Genomic DNA, 20,261 nt, shown 5'->3' with positions numbered 1-20,261 from the left:
CACCTGACGGGCGGCGCGCGCTCCCCGCGCGCCGCCCGATGCGCCCACCGGAAGGACCACCATGATCTCCACCCTCCTGTCCCGCAGCGCCGGGCCGGACGGTGACACCGCCCCCCGTCTCCTCTTCGGCGCCGACTACAACCCGGAGCAGTGGCCCCGGTCCGTGTGGGAGGAGGACGTCCGGCTGATGCGGGAGGCCGGCGTCAACGTCGTGTCCGTCGGGATCTTCTCCTGGGCCCGGCTCCAGCCGACGGCGGACACATGGGACTTCGGCTGGCTGGACGAGGTGCTCGGCCTGCTGCACGAGGGCGGCGTCGGCGTCGACCTGGCCACCGCGACCGCCTCCCCGCCGCCGTGGCTGACCACCGCCCACCCGGAGATCCTGCCGGTCACCGCGAACGGCGAGACGCTGTGGCCGGGCGCCCGCCAGCACTGGCGGCCCACCTCCCCCGTCTTCCGCGAGTACGCGCTGCGCCTGGTGCGGAAGATCGCCGAACGCTACCGGGACCACCCGGCGCTCGTCGCCTGGCACGTCAACAACGAGCTGGGCTGCCACAACGTGTACGACTACTCCGACGACGCGGCCCGCGCCTTCCGGGAGTGGCTGCGCGAGCGGTACCGCACGCTGGACGCGCTCAACGACGCCTGGGGCACCGCGTTCTGGTCGCAGCGCTACTCCGCGTGGGAGCAGATCCTGCCGCCGCGTCTCGCCGCCTCGCACCCCAACCCGACGCAGCAGCTGGACTTCAAGCGGTTCTCGTCGGACGCGCTCAAGGACCATCTGCGCGCCGAGCGGGACCTGCTGCGCGAGATCACCCCGGACGTGCCGGTCACCACCAACTTCATGGTGATGGGCAACACCAAGGGCATGGACTACGCGGACTGGGCGCAGGAGATCGACTTCGTCTCCAACGACCACTACGTGCACCCCGGCCCGCAGGACCGCGACGAGCTGTCCTTCTCCGCCAACCTCACCAGCGGCATCGCCGGCGGCCGGCCGTGGTTCCTGATGGAGCACTCCACCAGCGCCGTCAACTGGCAGCCGGTGAACGTGGCCAAGCGCCCCGGCGAGCTGGCCCGGGACTCCCTGCTGCACGTGGCGCACGGCGCGGACGCGGTCTGCTTCTTCCAGTGGCGGCAGTCGGCGGCGGGCGCCGAGAAGTACCACTCGGCGATGGTGCCGCACGCCGGCCCGGACAGCGACCTGTTCCGCGCGGTGGCGGAACTCGGCGCCACGCTGAGGACGCTGGCCCCGGTGGCCGGCAGCGAGCGGGAGCCCGCCGCGGTCGGGATCGTGTACGACTGGGACTCCTGGTGGGCCGGCGAGCAGGACTCGCACCCGACCGCGCTGCTGCGGTACCGGCAGGAGGCCCTCGACTGGTACGCGGCGCTGCTCCGCCTCGGCATCCGCGCCGACCTTGTCACCACCCGGTCGGACCTCCAGCGCCACCAGGTGCTGATCGCGCCCGTGCTGCACGTGGTGCCGGCCGACCTGGCCAAGACCCTCACCCGGTACACCGAGCAGGGCGGACACCTGATCACGACGTACTTCTCGGGGATCGTCGACGAGCACGACCACGTGTGGCTCGGCGGTTACCCGGGCGCCCTGCGCGACCTGCTGGGCATCCGGGTCGAGGAGTTCGCGCCGCTGCTCGACGGGGACGCCGTGGAGCTGGACGACGCCACCGCCGGCACCCTGTGGACCGACCGGATCACGGTGACCGCCGACGACACGGACGTCCTCGTCCGCTACCGCACCGGCGAGCAGGCCGGCCGGCCCGCCGTCACCCGGCGCTCCTCCGGCCGCGGCACCGCCGCCTACGTCTCCACCCGGCTCGGCGTGGACGGGCTGGTGTCGCTGCTGCCCCGCCTGCTGGAGCCGGCCGGCGTGGGAAGCGAACTGCCCGCCGGGGCACGCGGATCGGTGGAATCGGTGGTGCGCCGGAGCCCCGGGGAACGGTTCCTGTTCCTGGTCAACCGGACCGACGAGGACGTCCCGGTGCCGGGGCTCGACGGCGAGGTGCTGCTGGGCGACACCGACGCCGAGGGCTGCCTCACCCTCGGCCCACGCGCCGTGGCCGTCCTGCGACAGCCCGCCTCCTGACCGGCGGCGGCCCCTCCTCCGGAACGGCCTGCGCCGTTCCGGAGGCCGTTCCTCCCGGCGCCGGCCGCACCGCGGGACGCGTCAGCGCCACGGGTTCAGCCGCGGCGACCGGCGTCCGACCGTGCCGGACGACGTACCGGTGGCCGAGCCTCGCGGCGGCCGACCCGCCCTGCCGCGCCATGGATGGCGTCCGCGCCGGTGACGTCACCCGGGCCCTCGTCGGCGCGGCCACCGGGCGGCTCCCCGAGGTCGGCGGTCGGGCCACCCGAGGGTGCGGCGGTGCCCACCTCACCGCCCCGGCTCGTGTGTGAACGGCCGGTGGACGATCACCGACGTGACGGGCCGGCCCTCGCCGGCGTGCCGAGCGGCCCGGTGGGCGGCTCACCGGGCCGCTGCACCGTTCGGGTCTCCGACGGTGACCACGCGTGCCCACGCGGGCGGGGTGTCCGGCACGTACTCCGGGTTCTCCTCGTCGGCGCCCCGGCCGGGGCGCGGGAACAGGCCGACCACCGTGCGGCACGGGGGCCGTGACGACGGCCAGCGGGTCTGGCCGTCGGTGAGGACGACGAGCACGTCGGGCCGGGGCCGGGCGGTGAGTGCCCTGGTGAAACCGGTCCGCAGATCGGTGCCGCCGCCCCCGACCAGCGGGATGCCCTCCGCGCGGCACAGCCGGTGCACCTCGTGGGGTGCGGCGTCGCAGGGCACCACGGACACCAGGTCGCGGCGCCCGCCGACGGCCCGGGAGATCGCCGCCACCTCCAGCAGGGCGCTGCCCAGTTCGGCGTCGCTGACCGAGCCGGAGGTGTCGACGACGACGGACACGCGGGGCGGGGTGCGCCGCAGACTCGGCAGCACCACGCCCGGCACACCGGCCGACCGCCGGGAGGGCCGTCCGTAGCTGTAGTCGTCGCCCGAGCCGGACGCGGACACGGCGGAGCGCAGTGCCGCGCCAAGCAGCTCCCGCCAGGGCTGCGGTGGATGGAACACCTCCTCGGCCCAGCGCCGCCAGCGTTTCGGCGTCCTGCCGGGCCGGCCGACGATGCCCCGGGCCACCCGGAAGCGGACCGCGTCGCGTTCCTGGTCGGTGAGGCCGTGCGCCCCGTCCGGCCCCAGGTCCCACTCCCGTGCAAGGCCGTCGGCGCCGCTGCCGCAGTCCAGCCAGACCATGGTCCGGGTGTGCGCGCCCAGCCGGAACCGGGAGAGGTAGTCCTCCATCAGCAGCCCGGACTCCAGGCCCAGCGTCCCGGGCAGGACGACGTCGTCGGGAACCGGCAGCCCGTCCCCGTACACGTCGTCGTTGATCTCGCAGTCGGCGGCGATGTTCGTCCGCAGGCGCTCCCCCGGCCCGTCGACGCCTCGCGCGCGGGCCACGCGGTCGCCGCGTCCGTGGTGGTCGCGCAGCAGGTGGGACACTTCGTGCACCCAGACGCCGGCCAGCTCGCCGAGCGGGGTGGCGGCGACGTACGCGGGCGAGGCGTAGCACCGCCAGTACCGGTCGACGGCCATCGTGGGGACGCCGCGGGACTCGACGGGGTGCAGGGCGAAGAGGGCGGTGGCGAGGTAGGGGCGGGCGCGGACGGCCAGCAGTCGGGCGGCGAGCAGTTTGTCGAGGTCGAGTGCGGGGGCCGCGGTGCGCGGGGGGTGCGTGGTCATCGGGTCGCCGCGGTCCGCGTGCGGGCGAGGGCCCGGTCGGCGCGTCGGGACAGCGTCAGGGCGCCGCGGAGGTGTTCGATCGTCGGGGGGACGTCCCAGTCCTCGCGGCGCAGGGCGGCCAGGGTGGTCGCGGGGACGACGACCAGGTCGGGCGCGCCGGTGGCGGCGGCGCGGGCGAGCAGTTCCCAGGCCGCGTCCCAGCGGTCCCGCCCGGGGCGGGCGCGTACGGCGGCGACCACCGCGTCCAGCGCGGCCTGGCGCAGGTCGCCCCGCTCGGGGAGGTCCGCGCCGGCCGGGTCGGCGAGCAGGGTCTCGGGGTCGGGCAGGTCCAGCCGGTCCAGGCTCGCCAGGAGTTCCAGGCCCGGTCCGTCGCCGACGGTGCCGCGGACCAGCAGGGAGAGGACGTCGCGGGAGGACCCGGCGGCGGTGGCGAAGGCGATCAGACGCAGGGTCATCTCCCAGCTGCGCGGGGAGGGCCAGGGGCCGCCGCGGCGGGTCTCGCCGTTCGGCAGCCGGTGCACCAGCGGGGGCCGGGCGGTGAGGAAGGCGCACACCGCCCGGCGGGCGTGGGCCACGGCCTCGGGCAGCCGGCCGGGGTCGAGTTCGGGCAGGGTGGCGTGCGGCCAGATCCCGCCGAGGCCGCGGATCACGGTGTCGGGGTCGTGGGTCCAGTTCAGGTGCACGAAGCGGTTGGCCAGCGGTGGGCTCAGCTCCCAGCCGTCGGCGGCCGAGGCGCGCGGGTTGGCGGCGGCGACGATCCGCACGCCGGGCGGGAGCCGCAGCGCGCCGACCCGCCGCTCCAGGACCAGCCGCAGCAGGGCCGCCTGCACGGCGGGCGGCGCGGTGGACAGCTCGTCCAGGAACAGCAGGCCCCGGCCGGCCCGGACCAGGCGCACGGCCCAGTCCGGCGGGGCCATGGGGACGCCCTGTTCAACGGGGTCCTCGCCGACGACGGGCAGCCCGGAGAAGTCGGACGGCTCGTGCACGCTGGCGATGACGGTGGTCAGCGGAAGGTCGAGGGCGGTGGCGAGCTGGGTGAGCGCGGCGGTCTTGCCGATGCCCGGCTCGCCCCAGAGCAGCACGGGCAGGTCGGCGGACACCGCGAGGGTGAGCGCCTCCAGTTGGACGTCGGGGCGGGGCTCGGTGGTGGTGTCGCGCAGGAGGGTGAGCAGGTCGGCGGCGACGTCGAGACGGGAGGGGGCGGACAGGGGCGTGGGCATGAGGCATCACCTGGGGGAGAGAGTCGGCGGTCGGCAGCGCGGGGCGGGGGCGGTGGGCGCACCGGTGGCCAGGGGCGCCGGTGGAGTGTGGTCAGAGGTTTGTGGCGTGGCGCGGACGGGAGCGGCGGTCACGGGGCCGGGCGGGGGCGGGCAGTACCCAGTGGTCGGCGGGACCGCGCAGACCCGCCCGGTACAGGCCGTGGGCGAGCTGTCGCGAGGCGGCCGTGTCGAGGGCGTCCCTGAGCGGTCCGTCGCGCAGGCGCGCGTCAGCTCCGAGCAGGTGCTCGACGACGGCCAGCGCACCGTCGACGTCCCCGTGGTCCAGGCGTTCGCGGACGCCCGTGAGGCAGTCCGGTCCGCGGTGGGCGCGGTCGACGAACCGGAGGCAGGGCAGCGGGGTGCCGGTCAGCTCGGCCAGCAGCTCCTCCCGGCGGATCTCGTCGGGCGTGTGGTCCAGCGGGACGAGTACGCCGTCGACGAGGGCGACGCGGTGCGGGATGCCCCGGCAGATCACGACGTGCGGCCGCGTGGCGTCCGGTGCGGGCGGTGTTCGGGGGGCGGCGGGGTGGCCGGGCGCCAGGGCGGTGGCCACCAGCGGATGCAGCCTCCCGGGGTCGATGGCGCCCGCCCTGAGCAGGGCGAGGTCGGGGAGGACATGGGTCGCCGCATCCGGCAGCAGAGGCTGCGCCCCGAACGTGCCGTCCTTCCCGGCGAGTTCGGCCGGCACCGCACGCGGACCGCGTCCGTCGCCGGGCAGGGTCAGTACCAGCCGGCGCCGGGCGTCGATCCGCACGACGACGCCGCCTTCCGTGCGTCCCTCGTCGCGGAGCAGGACGCGGGCCTCGTCGGCCCAGCGGTCCACGGCGTGGTGGTGCCCCGGCGGCAGCAGCCCGGACGGCGCCCCGTCACCATCGGCCGGCCCGTCCGCCCCGGACCGGTGCCGGAGTTCGTGCGCGCGGCGGGCGTCCCACAGATGGCGGTGGAGGTCGAACCGGAACCGCCGGCCGGGCCGGGGGCGCGGATGGTCGCGCGAGCCGTCCCGGAGCCGGTCGCCGTCCCACAGCGCGAGGCTCATGCGCTGGCCGCCCGCCGCCCACGCGGGCGGGGTGCGGACCACCAGAGTCACCGGGCGGGGGCCGTACGGCCCGTCCGGGTCGTAGCGGGCGAGGGGGACGGTGAGGCCCGGCCGCAGCAGGCCGTCGGGGGCGGATCTCGGCATGTGCCAGCGCAGCAGGTCGGGCGCCATGTGGCGCAGGTCCGCGCGTATCCGGGCCGTGAGATCGCGGCCGTGGGTGCGGGTGAGGTCGCGCAGCCGCAGGTCGACGTCGACGCGCGCGGCGGCGCACGCGCCCGCCCAGTCGCCGGAACGCCGGCGGGCGGTGGCGGCCTCGATCATGGCAGGCGGTACGGCGTACTCGCGTACGCGCCGCCAGAGGGAGAGTCGGGGGTCCTCGTCCACGGGGTGTGGGTGCATCAGCACTCACCTTGCGTGGACGGGACCTCCCCTCGGTGCACGGGGTAGGTGGTCATCGCGGTGAGCGTAGCCCGCCGCGCCGCACCCCGTCACATGATTTCTCCTCCGCGCTTCAGCGGTGGTACACCTCCAGTTCGGCGATCGAGGTGAAGGTCTGGGTTCCGCCGCTGCCCCCGATGACGCGGACGCCGTCGCCGGTGACGGTGTCGAAGTCGAAGACGTACGTGCGGTGGGTGCCGGCGGCCGGGGAGGCCGGGTAGGCGGGGCTCACGGTCTGGCCGGTGACGTCGGTCCACACTCCCCCGCGCCGTACCTGGATCCTGGGGGCGGTGCCGAACCAGCCGCCGTCGTCGAACATCCGGCCGGTGGTGTAGGCGACGCGGTTGAGGTGGTAGGCGCGCGGCCAGGTGTAGCCCCACCAGCTGGCCGTCTTGCGCTCGTCGTTCCAGTCGTCCTCGTTCTGGTTCCGGTCACCGTCGCGGTAGAGGTCAGCGCCGAAGTGGGTGGCGCGTTCGACCGGGACCGTGCCCGGTTCGCGGGCGAGGTTCCGTGCGGCGTCGGGGCCGTTGTCCGGGGTGGTCGGGACGGACGGGGTGAGGGACATGCGGCGCAGCGAGTAGGTGTAGGCGTAGAAGTCGCCCGCCGGGTAACCGCCGCCGCAGGGGCAGACGTTGGACTGGAGCCACATCGACCGGCCGTCCGCGCTGATGTACTTGGACGGGATGGTGGTCGCGTAGCCGCCGTGCTTGGTGTGCGTCCACGGATAGCCGCCGAAGTCCTTCGGCGTGAAGTGCTTCCACGGGCCCCAGGGCGTGGGCGCCTCGTAGAACTCGAAGGTGTACTCCGTCCAGGACGTGTACAGGTACCGGTCGAGCGGCGCGTTGTAGACGACGCCGCCCTGGCTGATCACGCTGAGGTCCCTGACCCGGCCGGGTGTTCCCACGTTCTGGTAGAGGCGGCGGTCGTCGTGCAGGACCAGGACGCGCGCGTCGATGTCCGCGGTCCAGGTCGGGGCCCCGCCCGCGTCACCGGCGTAGAACCGCCAGGCGGAGCGGTCCTGCACGGAGCCGGCCGGGACGCGGGCCAGGTACAGGTCGGCCGGGTCCGGGTCGGGGTCGAAGGTGTCCCGCCAGTTGTGGTCGAGGCCGTAGGCGTAGACGTAGCCGTCCGGGCTGTGCGCGTTGTCCTTGCCGTAGTCCAGGAACATCACCGTGGTGAACTTCTCGCCGGAGAACATCGGGGTGCTCCTGTCCGACGTCCATGTGGCGCCCTTGTCGGTGGACCTGACGACGGTCGCGGTGGGCGCGTGGTCCAGGGTGCCCTGCTTGAGGTCCTGGACGGCGAGGTAGAGGTCACCGTTCACGCAGACCATGCCGGTGGGCTTGCGGTAGTACTGGGTGGGGTCGCCCCAGATCCGGCCGACCTGGTCGCCGGTGGCCCGCTGGGTGCCGGTGAGGCCGCCGGGCATGCCGCTGATCCGGGCCACGCCGATGTCGTGCCAGGTGGAGCCGAAGCCCACGCCGTCGCCGTAGGCCGTGTAGACGTGGTCGTCGTCCGACCAGCAGGAGGGCCACAGGTCGCCGTGCTCCCGGTTGTCGCCGATCGCGGGGGCTCCGACGGTGGCGGCGGGGTCGACGGACACGGTGGAGAAGAAGGTGCTCGGCCCGGGGTTCGCGGGCGCCGCCCGCGCGGCCGGGGCCCGCGGGGTGTCCTCGGGGGCCGGTGCGGCGGGGACGGTCGTCGCGGTGACGGAGGCGAGACCGGCCGCGAGGACGAGCAGGACTCGGGGAAGTCTGGACGTGCGCACGGTGTACTCCTCGTACTCCTCGAGGGATGTCCGGTACGTGCGGGCGGTCCGCCCGCCGCCGTCACGCGGCGGGCGGACCCGGGGCCCGGCGGTCTCAGCCGCCGGCGCGTTGTGGTGCGGTGCGGTGCGGTGCGGTGCGGTGCGGCTACAGCGTCACGTCGCCGCACAGGTGCACCTCGACGCCCAGTTCGGCGAAGAGGGCGGCCTTGGCGCGCAGGGCCTTGTCGGCGGTCTCCGCGTCGGGGGCGTAGGCCACGTTGAGGTGGTTGGCGCGGTGGCGGGCCATGAACTGGTCGCGGGTGACGCCGTGCAGGACCGCGTGCATGATCGGCCACTGGTGGTTGGTGGCCTCCAGCCGGCGCCGCGTCTCCTCCTCCGGCAGCTCGATCGCGCTCGCGCGGCCGAGGTCGACGTGCAGGCGGCCGTCCATCAGGAACACGCGCGACCAGACGATCTCCCCGGGCTTGGAGACGCCGCTGAGGGTGCCGCCGCCCAGCGGGAAGAACATCGGGGGCTGGCGCATGCTGTACGACTTGTCGTAGCCGCCGTTGTGGGAGGCGGGCACCGAGCCGGAGATCTCGAAGACCCACACGAACCGGCCGTCGTACTCCTCGCCCCAGCGGATGTCGTGCAGCGTGGTCGCCGGGTCCAGACCCATCGCCGTCCAGATCCGGTTGGTGACGAGGGAGTCGACGGCCACGCCCTCGTCGACCTCGTTGAAGTGCGGCAGCGGCACGCCCGCGTACAGCTCGCGGGCGCCGTCACGGCTGCGGACGGGCGGACGCTGCACGTTGTTCAGCAGGCCCTCGGCGAGGTCGCTGGCCGGGACGGTGTCCTTGAGGCCCTGCTGGTACTGGATGCCGACCGCGTCGAGGCCGAAGTCGTCGGCGATGCGCAGCGCGGCTATGTACATCTTGAACTGGCTGAGCAGCTGGGCGTCGGTGAGTTCGGTGGCCTCGTCGGTGCCGGTGTGGAAGGTCATGCCCGCGGCGTCGAGCCAGGCGCGGACCGCCCGGGCCTCCTGGTCGGTGACCTTCGTCATCTCGGCGACCAGGGCGCTCTGCGAGAGGCGTTCCTTGTAGATGCCGAGGGGGTTGAGCAGTTCGTCGTCGATGATGGCGTTGTACATGCCCATGCAGCCCTCGTCGAAGACGCCGATGATCGCCTTCTCCTCGCGCAGCTGCCGGGCGAGGGCGGCGCCGAGTGCCGTCTCCTCGTCCTGCGGGAGCGGGGGCAGGGGCCGCACATGGCTGCTGTCGTGGGTGAGTTCGCCCGTCTCCAGCCAGGTGCGCAGTCCGTCCCGCGCCCAGTCGTCGGTGAAGTCCGGGCTCCACAGGACCGAGTAGGCGCGGCCGGCCTTGGTGAGACTGCCGGCCAGGTTCAGCAGGCCCACCAGACCCGGGAATTCGCCGCTCCAGTTGGCGACGACGAGGATCGGCCCCTCGTGGTCGCGCAAGCCCGCGAGGACGTGGTGGCTGTACTGCCAGACCGCCTCGACCACGATCAGCGGGGCGTTCCTGGGCAGGTCCTTGAAGACCTCGATGCCGGCGCGCTGGCTGTCGATGAAGCCGTGTCCCTTGGCCTCGTCGAAGGGGTGGCCCCGGCGGACCGTCCAGCCGAGGCCGGCGACGGCGGCGGCGAGGTCGTTCTCCAGCTTCTCCTGGGTGGGCCAGCAGGTGGTGTTGGCGGCGGGGCGGAGGTCACCGCTGGCCACGGTGTAGACGGTCTTCGGCTCGGCGGCCGGCGGCCGGCGGAGCTCGGGCAGGGTGTACGCGGTCATGCGTTCTCCGTGGGTAGTGCGTCCGGTCCCGGGGTGGGGACGGAGGTCGGGCGGTGGGTCAGGGAAGTCAGGTGGGTCAGGGGTTCGGACGGGTCCGAGGTCAGGTGCCTCAGGGGGTCGGACGGGTCCGGGGTCAGGTGGGTCGGAGAGGTCGGGGCGCTCCCGTGGCGCGAGGTCCGCTCAGCGCTCCTGGAGCGACGCCAGCGCATGCACCGTCGCCCTCGTCTCCGGGTAGAGGCGCCGGTACAGCCCGTACAGCTCCTCGTACCGCGCGGCGTTCTCGGCGCGGGGCGTGACCGTGTTGCGTACCGGGTTCCAGTCGTCGATGTCGGCGTCGGCGACGAGCCGCGCGGCGAGCAGGGCGCCGCCGTAGCTCGCGCCGATGGTGACGGCGCGCAGTTCCTGGGGGCGTCCGGTGATGTCGGAGACGATCTGCGTCCACAGCGGTCCCTGGGTGCCGCCGCCGACGGCGACCACGCGGCGGATGTCGCCGCCGGCGGCCTCGATGCCCTCGACGTTGTGGCGGACGCCGAAGGCGGTGGCCTCCAGGGCGGCCCGGTAGAGGTCGCCGCGGGTGTGGGAGAGGGTCAGTCCGGCGATCACGCCGCGGGCGTCCGGGTCCATGACCGGGGTGCGTTCGCCGGAGAAGTACGGCAGCATCAGCAGGCCGTTGGCGCCGGGACCGGCCTCGGCGGCCTGCCGGGTGAGCGTGGCGTGGTCGGCGTCCGCGAACAGGTCGCGCAGCCAGTTGGTGACCGCGCCGGAGGTGGCCATGCCGCCGGCCAGGTTGCGGGTGCCGGGCAGGGCGCCGACGGTCCCCCACAGGGACGGGCTGGTGAGCGGCTCGGGCACCGTGTGGATCAGGAACATGGTGGTGCCGTACATGAGCATCAGGTCGCCAATGTTCTGGGCGCCCACGCTGAGCGCCTCGGCCCAGGCGTCGATCGTCCCGGTGGTGACCGGGATACCGGGCGGAAGGCCGGTTGCGCGGGCCGCCTCGGCGGTCACGGTGCCCGCCGCGTCGCCGGACCAGCGCAGCGGCGGCAGGTCGATGCCGGGGGCCACCTCCGCGGCCCAGGGCGCGTGCCAGTCGCCGGCGTGGGTGTCGTACAGCGGGGTGCACTGGCTGGCCGAGTGGTGGTCGAGGACGTAGGCGCCGGTGAGCCGGCGGACCAGCCAGGAGCTGGGCATGTAGAGGCGGCGGGCCCGGGCGTAGTGCTCGGGTTCCTCCTCCGCGATCCAGGCGATCTTGGGTCCCGCGGCCTGGGTGGTGAGGGCGGAGCCGCAGCGCCGGACCACGGCGTCCGCGCCCAGCTGCCGCTCGAGCCGGTCGATCTGGGGGACGGAGCGGGTGTCGACGCCGTAGAGGACCGCGGGGCGCACGGGGGTGTCGTGCTCGTCGGTGAGCAGGACGCAGGGGCCCATGCCGCTGACGCCGACGGCGACCACGGTGGTGTCGCCCGGGGCGGTGAGTTCGCGGGTGAGGGCGGTGAACTCGTCCCACCACACGGAGGCGTCCATCTCGAAGCGGCCGGGACCCGGCCGGTCGGGGGTGTGCTCCCGTACGGCGGACCGGATCAGCGTGCCGTCGAGTCCGACGAGGACGCCCTTGCTGCTCGAGGTGCCGATGTCCACACCGACTACTGCGTTACGAGGCATGCCCGCACGCTTGCAGAAATCGATTTCACCGTCAAGAGGACGCGCACCGGCGGGGCATCGGCGCAGGAAGCGCACGTCAGGGCAGAACGAAACGCCACTCGAACCCTCGTACGTCTCGCCCCTTGACACCCCCGGAGCCCGCCCTACGTTTCGGTGAAATGGATTTCAGAGGTGCTCACGACCGCCGGTCCGGCGACGCACCACCCCTCACCACTGAAGGCACACCACGATGACGACCTGTGGACTCGACGGCCTCGCACGCAGGACGCGCGCCGTGAGCCGTTCCATCAGCGCCGAGAACTTCACCGGCGCCAAGTCCGGCGGCGGCCGCGCCACCGAGGGCACCGGGGCCGTGGCGGCGAGCCGGCTGGGACCGGGCTGGAAGATCTCCCCCAGCATCGACATCGCCGCCGGCGGGACGGCGGTGCTCGCGGACATCGAGGGTCCCGGCACGATCCGCCATCTGTGGTGCACCACCGACCCGCACTCCGCCTGGCGCGGCACCCTGCTGCGGATGTACTGGGAGGGCGAGGAGACCCCGGCGGTCGAGGTGCCGCTCGGCGACTTCTTCTGCAACGGCTGGAACGTCTTCAGCCAGGTGTCGTCCGTGCCGGTCGCCGCCAACCCCAACGGCGGCTTCAACGCGTACTGGCCGATGCCGTTCCGCCGCAAGGCGCGCATCACGCTGGAGAACCTGACGGCGGAGAAGGTCACCCTCTACTACCAGGTGGACTACGAGCTCGACGAGGTCGCCGACGACGCGACGTACTTCCACGCCCAGTGGCGGCGCAGCCACCCGGTGCCCTTCGGTCAGGTGCACACGCTGCTCGACGGCGTCACCGGCTCGGGCAGCTACGTCGGCACGTACATGGCCTGGGGGGTGAACAGCCCGGGCTGGTGGGGCGAGGGCGAGCTGAAGTTCTACCTCGACGGCGACGACGAGTTCCCGACCCTCTGCGGCACCGGCACGGAGGACTACTTCGGCGGCGCCTGGAACTTCGACGTCCCCGGCCAGGGCTACACCGCGTACACCACGCCGTACCTGGGCCTGAACCAGATCCTGCGCCCCGACGGGCTGTACCGCAGCCAGCAGCGGTTCGGGATGTACCGCTGGCACGTCCTGGACCCGATCCACTTCGCCGAGGACCTGCGCGTCACCGTGCAGAGCCTCGGCATCGGCCCCGGCCAGGGCAACGGGCTGCCGCACCGCTACCGGCACACCAGCGACGACATCGCCTCCACCTCGCTGTTCTACCTGGACGCCCCCAGCTCCGCGTCCCTCCCGGCCACGCCGGACCTGCTCACCCTCGAAGTCGACTGACCGTCGTCGTACGGCACGTCGCCCACGGACCACCGGCGTCGCACGCCGGTCATCGCGCAGCCGTCCGCCGGGCGCGCCGGCCCTCCGCACACGAGGGCCGGCCGGCCGCGGCCCGCCCCCCAGGCTCCGCTCCTTCTCACACGGCCCCATCCCACTCCGACAGGAGCGCACGCATGCTCCAGCACGGCAACGAAGCCGGGCACCCGGCCACGTCCCCCGGCGTCCCGCGCCGCCCGCGTCCTCACCGCCCTGGCGGGTGCGGGAGCCGCGGCGGTGTCCCCCGCGCTGCTCACCGGTTGCGGCACCGCACAGGCGAAGGGAGGCACACTCCAGTTCTGGAACTTCTACGGACCCCAGCGCTCGCCCGACCCGGCGATCAACGCGCAGTCCAAGTGGTTCGTCGACATGGTCGACCGGTGGAACGCCACCCACAAACGGCAGATCGAGCTCGTCCATCTGCCGCAGCCCACCTATCTGAACGGGTTCAAGCTGCCGTCCGCCTTCGCCACCGGCGAGGGCCCCGACATCTTCCTGCTCTCCCCCGGCGACTTCCTGCGCTACTACAACGGCGGCGTCCTGGCGGACCTCACTCCGTACATGGAGCAGGCGGCCGTCGACGACTTCGGCTCCGCCCTGGACAGCCGCAAGGTCGACGGCAAGGTCTACGCGCTCCCCATGGAGATCGAGCCGCTGGCCATGTTCTACTCCCGCAGCCTCTGGGAGAAGGCCGGACTGTCCGAGGCGGACATCCCCACCACCTGGGACCAGATGCTCGACATCGGCGACAAGCTGCGGTCGAGGACCACGGCCGGCCTGGTCTTCGAGACCAACCCGGGCTACTACCAGAACTTCACCTGGTACCCGTGGATGTGGCAGGGCGGCGGCGACGTCCTCGACGAGCGGGGCGGCGTCGCCTTCGACTCCAGGGCCACCCGGCAGGCGCTGGCGTTCTGGCAGGACGCGGTGCGGCACGGCATCACGCCCCGCACCCTGCCCGCCGCCGGCGACGTGATCGGCGGTTTCAAGGCCGGGAACGTCGGCATGTGGCAGCAGGGCATCTGGCAGGTGTCCAGCTTCAAGGCGTTCGCACCCGACTACGAGTACGGCGTGTTCAAGCTGCCCGTCCCCGACGGCGGCGAGTACGTCACCACGCTGGGCGGCTGGTCGTTCTGCGCCAACGCCCAGGGGCGCGACCCCGAGGCGGCGGCGGAGTTCTGCGTCTGGGCGCTGGGGTCCATGAAGGACGACTCCGTCAACCGGATGGTCGACTGGTGCACCGGCGCCAAGTCGGACGTGGCGCCGCGCGCCACGGCCCTGGAGCGGGGGGCGGCCAAGGGCGGCTACGACTCCGAGGTCATGAAGCAGTTCAAGGACGAGATCTTCCCGGGCGGCCGCGCGGAGCCGCGCTATCCCCCGGTCGTCTACAAGGCGATCTCCGACGCCATCCAGGGGACCATGCTGGCCGGTCAGGGCGTCGACGGCGCCGCCGAGCGGGCGGCCCGGTCCATCGAGGCCTACACCAAGAGCTACGAGGGGGCGAGCCTGATATGAGCAGCGTCGCCGCACAGGACCGGCACTCCGCCGCCACGGCCCCGGCGAAGGCGCCCGCCGCCTCGCCGGGACGGCGCCTGAGCCGCAGGCACCGCGAGTGGCTGGCCGCCGGCCTGTTCCTCGCCCCCGACGTCCTCGGGCTGCTGGTGTTCGTCGCCGTGCCGATGGTGCTGTCCGTCGTCCTGAGCTTCTTCCAGGTCAGCGGCTTCGGCAGCTACAAGTGGATCGGGCTCGGCAACTACGAGCGGATGCTGCACGACCCGCTCTTCTGGGACTCCATGAAGATCACCGGCCTGTACGTGGTGATCCTCGTCCCCGTGCTGTTCTGCGTGAGCCTGGCGCTGGGACTGCTGGTCAAGCAGAAGCTGCCCGGCATGGGCGTCTACCGCACGGTGCTCTTCATGCCGTACGTCATCAGCCTGGTGGTGGTGGGCGTGCTGTGGAAGTTCCTGCTCGACGAGCAGACCGGCGCGGTCAACCGGGCCATGCGGGCGGCCGGCCTCGACGGCGAGTCCTGGCTCGGCAGCCCGTCCCTCGCCCTCGGCTGCGTCATCGCCGTCATGGTGTGGGTGATGATGGGCTACTACATGATCATCTTCCTGGCGGGTCTCCAGGAGATCCCCAAGGAGTACTACGAGGCCGCGAAGCTGGACGGCTCGGGACCGTGGACCACGTTCCGCGCCATCACCTGGCCGCTGCTGCGCCCCACCAGCTTCTTCGTGCTGCTGATGTCGACGGTGGCCGCCATCACCGGGGGCCTGGACCTGATCTTCGTCCTCACCAACGGCGGTCCCGCCAACGGCACGTCGCTGGCGATCTTCTACATCTACCAGCAGGCCTTCGGCTTCGGTGAGTACGGCTACGCGTCGGCCATGGGCTCGTTCCTGGTGCTGATCATGGTCGTCGTCTCCGCGGTCATCTTCAAGTTCACCCGGGGCGGGAGGTTCGACGATGGCGAGTGACACCCTGACGACACGGACCGGCGGCGCGGCCGGCCGGAGCGGACGGCCGTCGTCCCGCGCGGCGCTGACGGTGCTGGCGGTCGCCGTGTCGGTGATCAGCGTCCTGCCGGTGCTGTGGATGGTCTCGTCGTCCTTCAAGACGCGGTCCACGGTCACCGACGGGAACCTGATCCCGCGCGAGTTCACCTTCGACAACTTCGTGTACGTCTTCACGGAGGTGCCGTTCGCCCGCTACCTGTGGAACAGCTTCTTCGTCTCGGCGGTGATCACGGTCGCGGCGCTGTTCTTCCACTCGATGGCGGCGTACGCGCTGGCCCGGCTGCGTTTCCCGGGGCGGGAGAAGCTGTTCGGGGCGATCTTCGCGACCCTGCTGGTGACCGCGCCGGTGGTGCTGATCCCGCTGTTCCTGGTCGCCCGTGAGCTGGGGCTGCTGGACAGCTACGCCGGCCTGATCGTCCCGGCGATCTTCAACGCCTTCGGCATCTTCCTGCTGCGCCAGTTCTACCTGGGGCTGCCCAAGGAGCTGGAGGAGGCGGCAATCGTGGACGGCTGCGGTCACTGGCGGGTCTACTGGAACATCGTCCTGCCGCTGTCGCGGCCGATCCTGTCGGCGCTGGCGATCTTCTTCTTCCTCGCCAACTGGAACGCGTTCGTCTGGCCGCTGGTCGTCACCAACGACCAGGACCTGACGGTGGTGCAGCTCGGCATCGCCTCGTTCCAGACGCAGTACTCCTCCAACTGGAACTACATCCTGGCGGCGTCCACGGTGGCCGCGCTGCCGATGCTGCTGCTGTTCTTCGCCTTCCAGCGGCAGATCGTGGAGTCGGTCAAGACGTCCGGGCTCAAGTAGTCCCGGCACACGCGAGCGGCGCCGCCCCGGCCTGAGGCCGGGGCGGCGCCGCTCGTCGTCGGTTCAGGGCCGGGCGGCGGCGCGCGGCCCGGCGGTGCTCTCGCGGATCTGGAGAGTGGTGCGCAGGACCACCGTGCGGTGCGGGGAGGTGTTGCCCTCGATGCGCTGGAGCAGCAGGTCGGCCGCCGTGCGGCCCAGTTCGTAGGAGGGCAGCTCGACGGCGGTCAGGGAGGGCCTGACCAGGGAGGCCCACGGGACGTCGCCGAAGGACAGGACGCCGGTGCGCGGGGGTGTGCGGCCGACCTCCCCGAGGGCGTCCAGGACGCCGACGGTCATGAGGTTGTTGGCGACGAACACCGCGTCCGGCGGTTCGGGCAGGGCCAGCAGCTCGCGCATCGCGTCCCGGCCGCCGTCGACCCGGAAGTCGGCGTGGCGGACGTACGGCCCGCCGCCGGCCGCTCCCTCCTCGCGGGCGGAGTCCAGGGCGGCGTGGTAGCCGGCCAGCCGCTCCTCGGAGGTCGAGGCGCCCGCGGGGCCGGTGATGCAGGCGATCCTGCGGTAACCGGCCTGGAGCAGATGGCGGGTGGCGGTCTCGGCGCCGTGCCGGTCGTCCACGCTGACCGCGTCCACCTCGGCGTCGCGGGGCCGCCGGTCGACGGCGACCACGGGCACCCCGCGGGCGGCCAGCGGCCCGAGGTCGGTCTCCTCCCGGGACGACGCCGCCACGATCACGCCCGCCATCTGCTCGCCGAGGGCGACCTCGAGGTAGCGCCGTTCCTTCTCGGTGTCCTCGTCGGAGTTGCACAGGACGACCGACAGGCTGGTGCGCTGCGCGGCGTCCTCGACCCCGCGGGCCAGCGAGGTGAAGAACGGGTTCTCGATGTCCGGGATGATCAGGGCGATCACGCTGGAGCGCTGTTTGCGCAGCGAGCGGGCGACCCGGTTGGGCGCGAACCCGAGCTCCGCGGCGGCCTCCCGCACGGACCGGGCGCGCGCCGCCGTGACGTTGCCGCCGTTGAACACGCGCGAGACCGTGGCCGGGGACACGCCCGCGGCGCGGGCCACGTCCTGGATCGTCACCACCTGTGTACGCCCCTTTCACCGTGAGGACTCCACCCTATCCTGCGCCTGAAATGGATTTCATCCCTCTACCAGGGGCTTTCGTCGACAGGAGTTCATGTAGTTGCGGTGTAAACCGACCCTTGGGACGGGAAGAAATTGTCATGAACCTGCGGTCCGGTGGTCGGGCCGCAGTCTCATGGAGGTGTGGGATGCACCGAAGACTCGCCGCCGCACTCGCCACCCCGGCCCTCGCCCTCGTCGGCGTCCTCGGCACGGCCACCGCCGCCGACGCGGCCCCCGCCGACAAGCCGCAGGTCCTCGCCAGTTGGACCCAGACCAGCGCGTCGAGCTACAACCAGTGGGCCGCCGCCCGCGCCAACCAGGGCGCCTGGGCCGCGTACCAGTTCGACTGGTCCACCGACTACTGCTCCTCCTCCCCCGACAACCCCTTCGGCTTCCCGTTCTCCAGCGCCTGCGCCCGGCACGACTTCGGCTACCGCAACTACAAGGCCGCCGGCTCCTTCAGCGCCAACAAGTCACGGATCGACAGCGCCTTCTACGAGGACCTCAAACGCGTGTGCAACGGCTACGGCGGCGCGACCAAGACCGCCTGCAACAGCACCGCGTGGACCTACTACCAGGCCGTCAAGGCCTTCGGCTGACCGTCCCGCCGACGGGACGGCGCGGGCCTCGCGGCCGGGAGGACGACTCCCCGCCGCGAGGCCCGTGATGACCTCCTCGCGCCCGTCAGCGGCGGGCGCGCACCAGCACGTGCAGGAAGTACGGCGTCCCGATCACCGCCGTCATCAGGCCGGCCCCCAGCTGCGCCGGGGCGATGACGGTGCGGCCCAGCAGGTCCGCCGTGCACACGAGCACGGCGCCCAGCAGCACCGCGACCGGCAGCACCCTGGTGTGCCGCCGGCCCACCAGGGCGCGCGCGGCGTGCGGGGCCACCAGGCCGACGAAGCCGATGGTGCCCGCGGCGGCCACGGCGGTCGCGGTGAGCAGGACGCTCAGCACCAGGAAGCCGAGCCGGCTGCGCGCCAGGCCGAGGCCCAGCAGCCGGGGCGTGTCCTCGTCCAGGGAGACGAGGTCCAGTTCCCGGTGCCGTACGCCCGCCACCGCCACGCCGACGGCGAGCACCGCCGCGAGGGGCAGCACGTCGGGCAGACCGCGGCCGTAGGTGGAGCCCGACAGCCAGGTGAGCGCCTTGGTGGCGTTGAACGGGTCGGTGAGCACGATCAGCAGGCTGATCACCGCGGTCGTCCCGGACGCCACGCCGATGCCGACGAGCACCAGCCGGTTCTGCCGGAAACCTCCGCGCGCCGCGAGCCCGAACACGAGCACGGCGGTGAGCGCCGATCCCGCGAAGGCCGCCGCGGAGACGCTCCATCCCCCGGCCGTCGGGACGGTGGTCACCAGGAGGACCGCGCCGAGCGCGCCGCCGCCGGAGACGCCGAGGACCGAAGGCTCCGCGAGCGGGTTGCGGGTGACGGCCTGGACGAGCGTGCCGGCCAGCGCGAGGGCCGCGCCGGCGAGGAGCGCGGCGAGCACCCGCGGGGTGCGGGTGTCCAGGACGAAGGAGACGGTCCGCCCGGCCCGGCCCTGCGCCCAGTTGGCCACGTCGCCCAGCAGCAGCTTGTGGTCGCCGAGCAGCAGCCCCGCGACGGCGACGCCGGCCAGGGCGAGCACCAGCGCCGTGAGCGTAACGAGGAAGGCGGTGCGGCTGCGGATGGTCAGCTTGTCGGCCTCGGCGGCGCCACCGGTGTCGCGCAGCCGGGCCGCCGTCACCACCAGGAACGCCGCCCCCACGAGGCTGGTGACCACGCCGGTGGGCACCGCGACGGCGGTGTCGGCGTCGATCAGCGCGCGCAGCAGCACGTCCGCGCCGAGCACCAGCGCGGCGCCGACGAGCCCGGCGACCGCCGCGCCGGCGCGCAGCCGGCGCAGGCCGCGGAACCGGCGGGCGAGAGGGCGGGCCAGCGCCGGGGCGCACAGGCCGACGAAGCCGATCGGGCCGGCGAGGGTGACGGCCGCGGCGGACAGCAGCGTCGCCAGCACGACGGCCGTGACGCGGGTGGCCCGCACCGGCACGCCGAGGCCGCGCGCGGTGTCGTCGCCGAGCGCCAGCGCGTCCACCCGGCGCGCGACGAGAAGCAGCCCGGCGAGTCCGACGACGGCCACGGGCAGCATCTGGAGCACGCCGTCGAAGCCGTTCTGGCCGATGCTGCCCTGGTTCCACTGGTAGAGGCCCTCGGTCTCCTGCGGCCACAGCAGGAGCAGCCCTTCGGTGACGGCGGTCAGGCCGAGCGCGAGCGCGGTGCCGGCCAGCACGAGCCGTACGGTGCCCGCGCCGAGCCCGGACAGGCCGAGGACGACGGCCGCCGCGGCGAGTCCCCCCGCGAAGGCGACGGCCGAGGAGGCGAGCAGCGGCAGCGACAGGCCGGTGACGGCGACGACGCCGAGCGCGAAGTAGGAGCCGGCGTTGACGGCCAGGGTGTCCGGGGACGCCAGCACGTTACGGCTGACGGCCTGGAGGGCGAGGCCCGCGATGCCGAGGGCGGCGCCCACGAGCAGGCCCGCGGCCATGCGCGGCAGCCGTGAGGCGACGACGACGGACGCGTCGGCCGGGTCGGCCCTGCCGGTGAGGGCCTTGAGGACCTCGGCCGGGCCGACCGCGGCCGTGCCCTGGGTGATGTCGACGACGGCGAGGGCGGCGACCAGGAGCACGAGCGCGGTCGTCACCGCGGCCGCGCCCGCCCGGGACGGCGCGGCCGACTCCGGGCGGACGGTGGGAGAGGTGGCGGTGACGGCCATC

The 20,261-nt window shown here is 73.4% G+C and carries 14 protein-coding genes; 6 read left to right on the top strand and 8 right to left on the bottom strand.

Annotated elements, in window-relative coordinates:
• Nucleotides 1-61: 61 nt before the first annotated feature.
• On the top strand, nt 62-2,104 hold the full coding sequence (locus ACFOSY_RS14325; protein ID WP_394307165.1) for a beta-galactosidase: 2,043 nt from the start codon (nt 62-64) through the stop codon (nt 2,102-2,104).
• A gap of 381 nt (nt 2,105-2,485) precedes the next feature.
• On the opposite strand, the gene ACFOSY_RS14320 is transcribed toward ACFOSY_RS14325, so the two are convergent.
• From ACFOSY_RS14320 to ACFOSY_RS14295, 6 genes are all read right to left on the bottom strand, one after another.
• Entirely contained in the window at nt 2,486-3,757 is a 1,272-nt protein-coding gene (locus ACFOSY_RS14320; RefSeq protein ID WP_394307164.1) for a vWA domain-containing protein, read from the bottom strand.
• Nucleotides 3,754-4,977: an AAA family ATPase gene (locus ACFOSY_RS14315; RefSeq protein ID WP_394307163.1), complete on the bottom strand. Its 1,224-nt coding sequence runs from the start codon at nt 4,975-4,977 to the stop codon at nt 3,754-3,756. The genes ACFOSY_RS14320 and ACFOSY_RS14315 overlap by 4 nt, the downstream gene beginning before the upstream one ends.
• A gap of 91 nt (nt 4,978-5,068) precedes the next feature.
• On the bottom strand, nt 5,069-6,451 hold the full coding sequence (locus tag ACFOSY_RS14310; RefSeq protein ID WP_394307162.1) for a hypothetical protein: 1,383 nt from the start codon (nt 6,449-6,451) through the stop codon (nt 5,069-5,071).
• Nucleotides 6,452-6,563: 112 nt separating this feature from the next.
• Nucleotides 6,564-8,258, bottom strand: a complete 1,695-nt coding sequence (locus ACFOSY_RS14305; RefSeq protein WP_394307161.1) for a DUF4185 domain-containing protein — start codon at nt 8,256-8,258, stop codon at nt 6,564-6,566.
• Between the two features lie 145 nt (nt 8,259-8,403).
• Nucleotides 8,404-10,038 carry a fucose isomerase gene (locus tag ACFOSY_RS14300; protein WP_394307160.1) on the bottom strand — a complete coding sequence of 545 codons (1,635 nt, stop codon included), beginning with the start codon at nt 10,036-10,038 and terminating at the stop codon, nt 8,404-8,406.
• 180 nt (nt 10,039-10,218) lie between these two features.
• Nucleotides 10,219-11,697, bottom strand: coding sequence for an FGGY-family carbohydrate kinase (locus ACFOSY_RS14295; protein WP_394307159.1), 1,479 nt, complete (start codon nt 11,695-11,697; stop codon nt 10,219-10,221).
• A gap of 274 nt (nt 11,698-11,971) precedes the next feature.
• Here ACFOSY_RS14295 and ACFOSY_RS14290 point away from each other — a divergent pair, with 274 nt between their 5' ends.
• The 4 genes from ACFOSY_RS14290 (at nt 11,972) to ACFOSY_RS14275 (ending at nt 16,381) form a co-directional block, all read left to right on the top strand.
• Nucleotides 11,972-13,018 carry a glycoside hydrolase family 172 protein gene (locus tag ACFOSY_RS14290; RefSeq protein WP_394307158.1) on the top strand — a complete coding sequence of 349 codons (1,047 nt, stop codon included), beginning with the start codon at nt 11,972-11,974 and terminating at the stop codon, nt 13,016-13,018.
• Between the two features lie 273 nt (nt 13,019-13,291).
• A complete protein-coding gene (locus tag ACFOSY_RS14285; protein WP_394307157.1) occupies nt 13,292-14,569 on the top strand; it encodes an ABC transporter substrate-binding protein in 1,278 nt (425 codons plus the stop codon).
• Nucleotides 14,566-15,531, top strand: a complete 966-nt coding sequence (locus ACFOSY_RS14280; protein ID WP_394307156.1) for a carbohydrate ABC transporter permease — start codon at nt 14,566-14,568, stop codon at nt 15,529-15,531. The genes ACFOSY_RS14285 and ACFOSY_RS14280 overlap by 4 nt, the downstream gene beginning before the upstream one ends.
• Entirely contained in the window at nt 15,521-16,381 is an 861-nt protein-coding gene (locus tag ACFOSY_RS14275; RefSeq protein WP_394307155.1) for a carbohydrate ABC transporter permease, read from the top strand. Before ACFOSY_RS14280 ends, ACFOSY_RS14275 begins: the two co-directional genes overlap by 11 nt.
• A 63-nt stretch (nt 16,382-16,444) precedes the next feature.
• Here ACFOSY_RS14275 and ACFOSY_RS14270 read toward each other — a convergent pair whose 3' ends face one another.
• Nucleotides 16,445-17,464 carry a LacI family DNA-binding transcriptional regulator gene (locus tag ACFOSY_RS14270; protein WP_394307154.1) on the bottom strand — a complete coding sequence of 340 codons (1,020 nt, stop codon included), beginning with the start codon at nt 17,462-17,464 and terminating at the stop codon, nt 16,445-16,447.
• A gap of 188 nt (nt 17,465-17,652) precedes the next feature.
• Between ACFOSY_RS14270 and ACFOSY_RS14265 the strand changes: the two genes are divergently transcribed.
• Nucleotides 17,653-18,105 carry a phospholipase gene (locus ACFOSY_RS14265; RefSeq protein WP_394307153.1) on the top strand — a complete coding sequence of 151 codons (453 nt, stop codon included), beginning with the start codon at nt 17,653-17,655 and terminating at the stop codon, nt 18,103-18,105.
• Nucleotides 18,106-18,190: 85 nt separating this feature from the next.
• Here ACFOSY_RS14265 and ACFOSY_RS14260 read toward each other — a convergent pair whose 3' ends face one another.
• Nucleotides 18,191-20,260, bottom strand: a complete 2,070-nt coding sequence (locus ACFOSY_RS14260) for an iron ABC transporter permease (protein WP_394307152.1) — start codon at nt 20,258-20,260, stop codon at nt 18,191-18,193.
• Between the last annotated feature and the right edge of the window lies 1 nt (nt 20,261).

This window comes from Streptomyces lusitanus, assembly GCF_042647945.1.
In the GTDB taxonomy this organism is placed as follows: Bacteria; Actinomycetota; Actinomycetes; order Streptomycetales; family Streptomycetaceae; genus Streptomyces; species Streptomyces pseudogriseolus.
This window is presented reverse-complemented; position numbering and strand designations above follow the sequence as displayed.

Excerpts from the sequence above, each read along its gene's own strand:
- ACFOSY_RS14300 (WP_394307160.1), bottom strand. The coding sequence starts at position 10,038 with ATGACCGCGTACACCCTGCCCGAGCTCCGCCGGCCGCCGGCCGCCGAG.
- ACFOSY_RS14275 (WP_394307155.1), top strand. The coding sequence starts at position 15,521 with ATGGCGAGTGACACCCTGACGACACGGACCGGCGGCGCGGCCGGCCGG.
- ACFOSY_RS14320 (WP_394307164.1), bottom strand. The coding sequence starts at position 3,757 with ATGACCACGCACCCCCCGCGCACCGCGGCCCCCGCACTCGACCTCGAC.
- ACFOSY_RS14310 (WP_394307162.1), bottom strand. The coding sequence starts at position 6,451 with ATGCACCCACACCCCGTGGACGAGGACCCCCGACTCTCCCTCTGGCGG.
- ACFOSY_RS14265 (WP_394307153.1), top strand. The coding sequence starts at position 17,653 with ATGCACCGAAGACTCGCCGCCGCACTCGCCACCCCGGCCCTCGCCCTC.
- ACFOSY_RS14315 (WP_394307163.1), bottom strand. The coding sequence starts at position 4,977 with ATGCCCACGCCCCTGTCCGCCCCCTCCCGTCTCGACGTCGCCGCCGAC.
- ACFOSY_RS14280 (WP_394307156.1), top strand. The coding sequence starts at position 14,566 with ATGAGCAGCGTCGCCGCACAGGACCGGCACTCCGCCGCCACGGCCCCG.
- ACFOSY_RS14260 (WP_394307152.1), bottom strand. The coding sequence starts at position 20,260 with ATGGCCGTCACCGCCACCTCTCCCACCGTCCGCCCGGAGTCGGCCGCG.
- ACFOSY_RS14325 (WP_394307165.1), top strand. The coding sequence starts at position 62 with ATGATCTCCACCCTCCTGTCCCGCAGCGCCGGGCCGGACGGTGACACC.
- ACFOSY_RS14295 (WP_394307159.1), bottom strand. The coding sequence starts at position 11,697 with ATGCCTCGTAACGCAGTAGTCGGTGTGGACATCGGCACCTCGAGCAGC.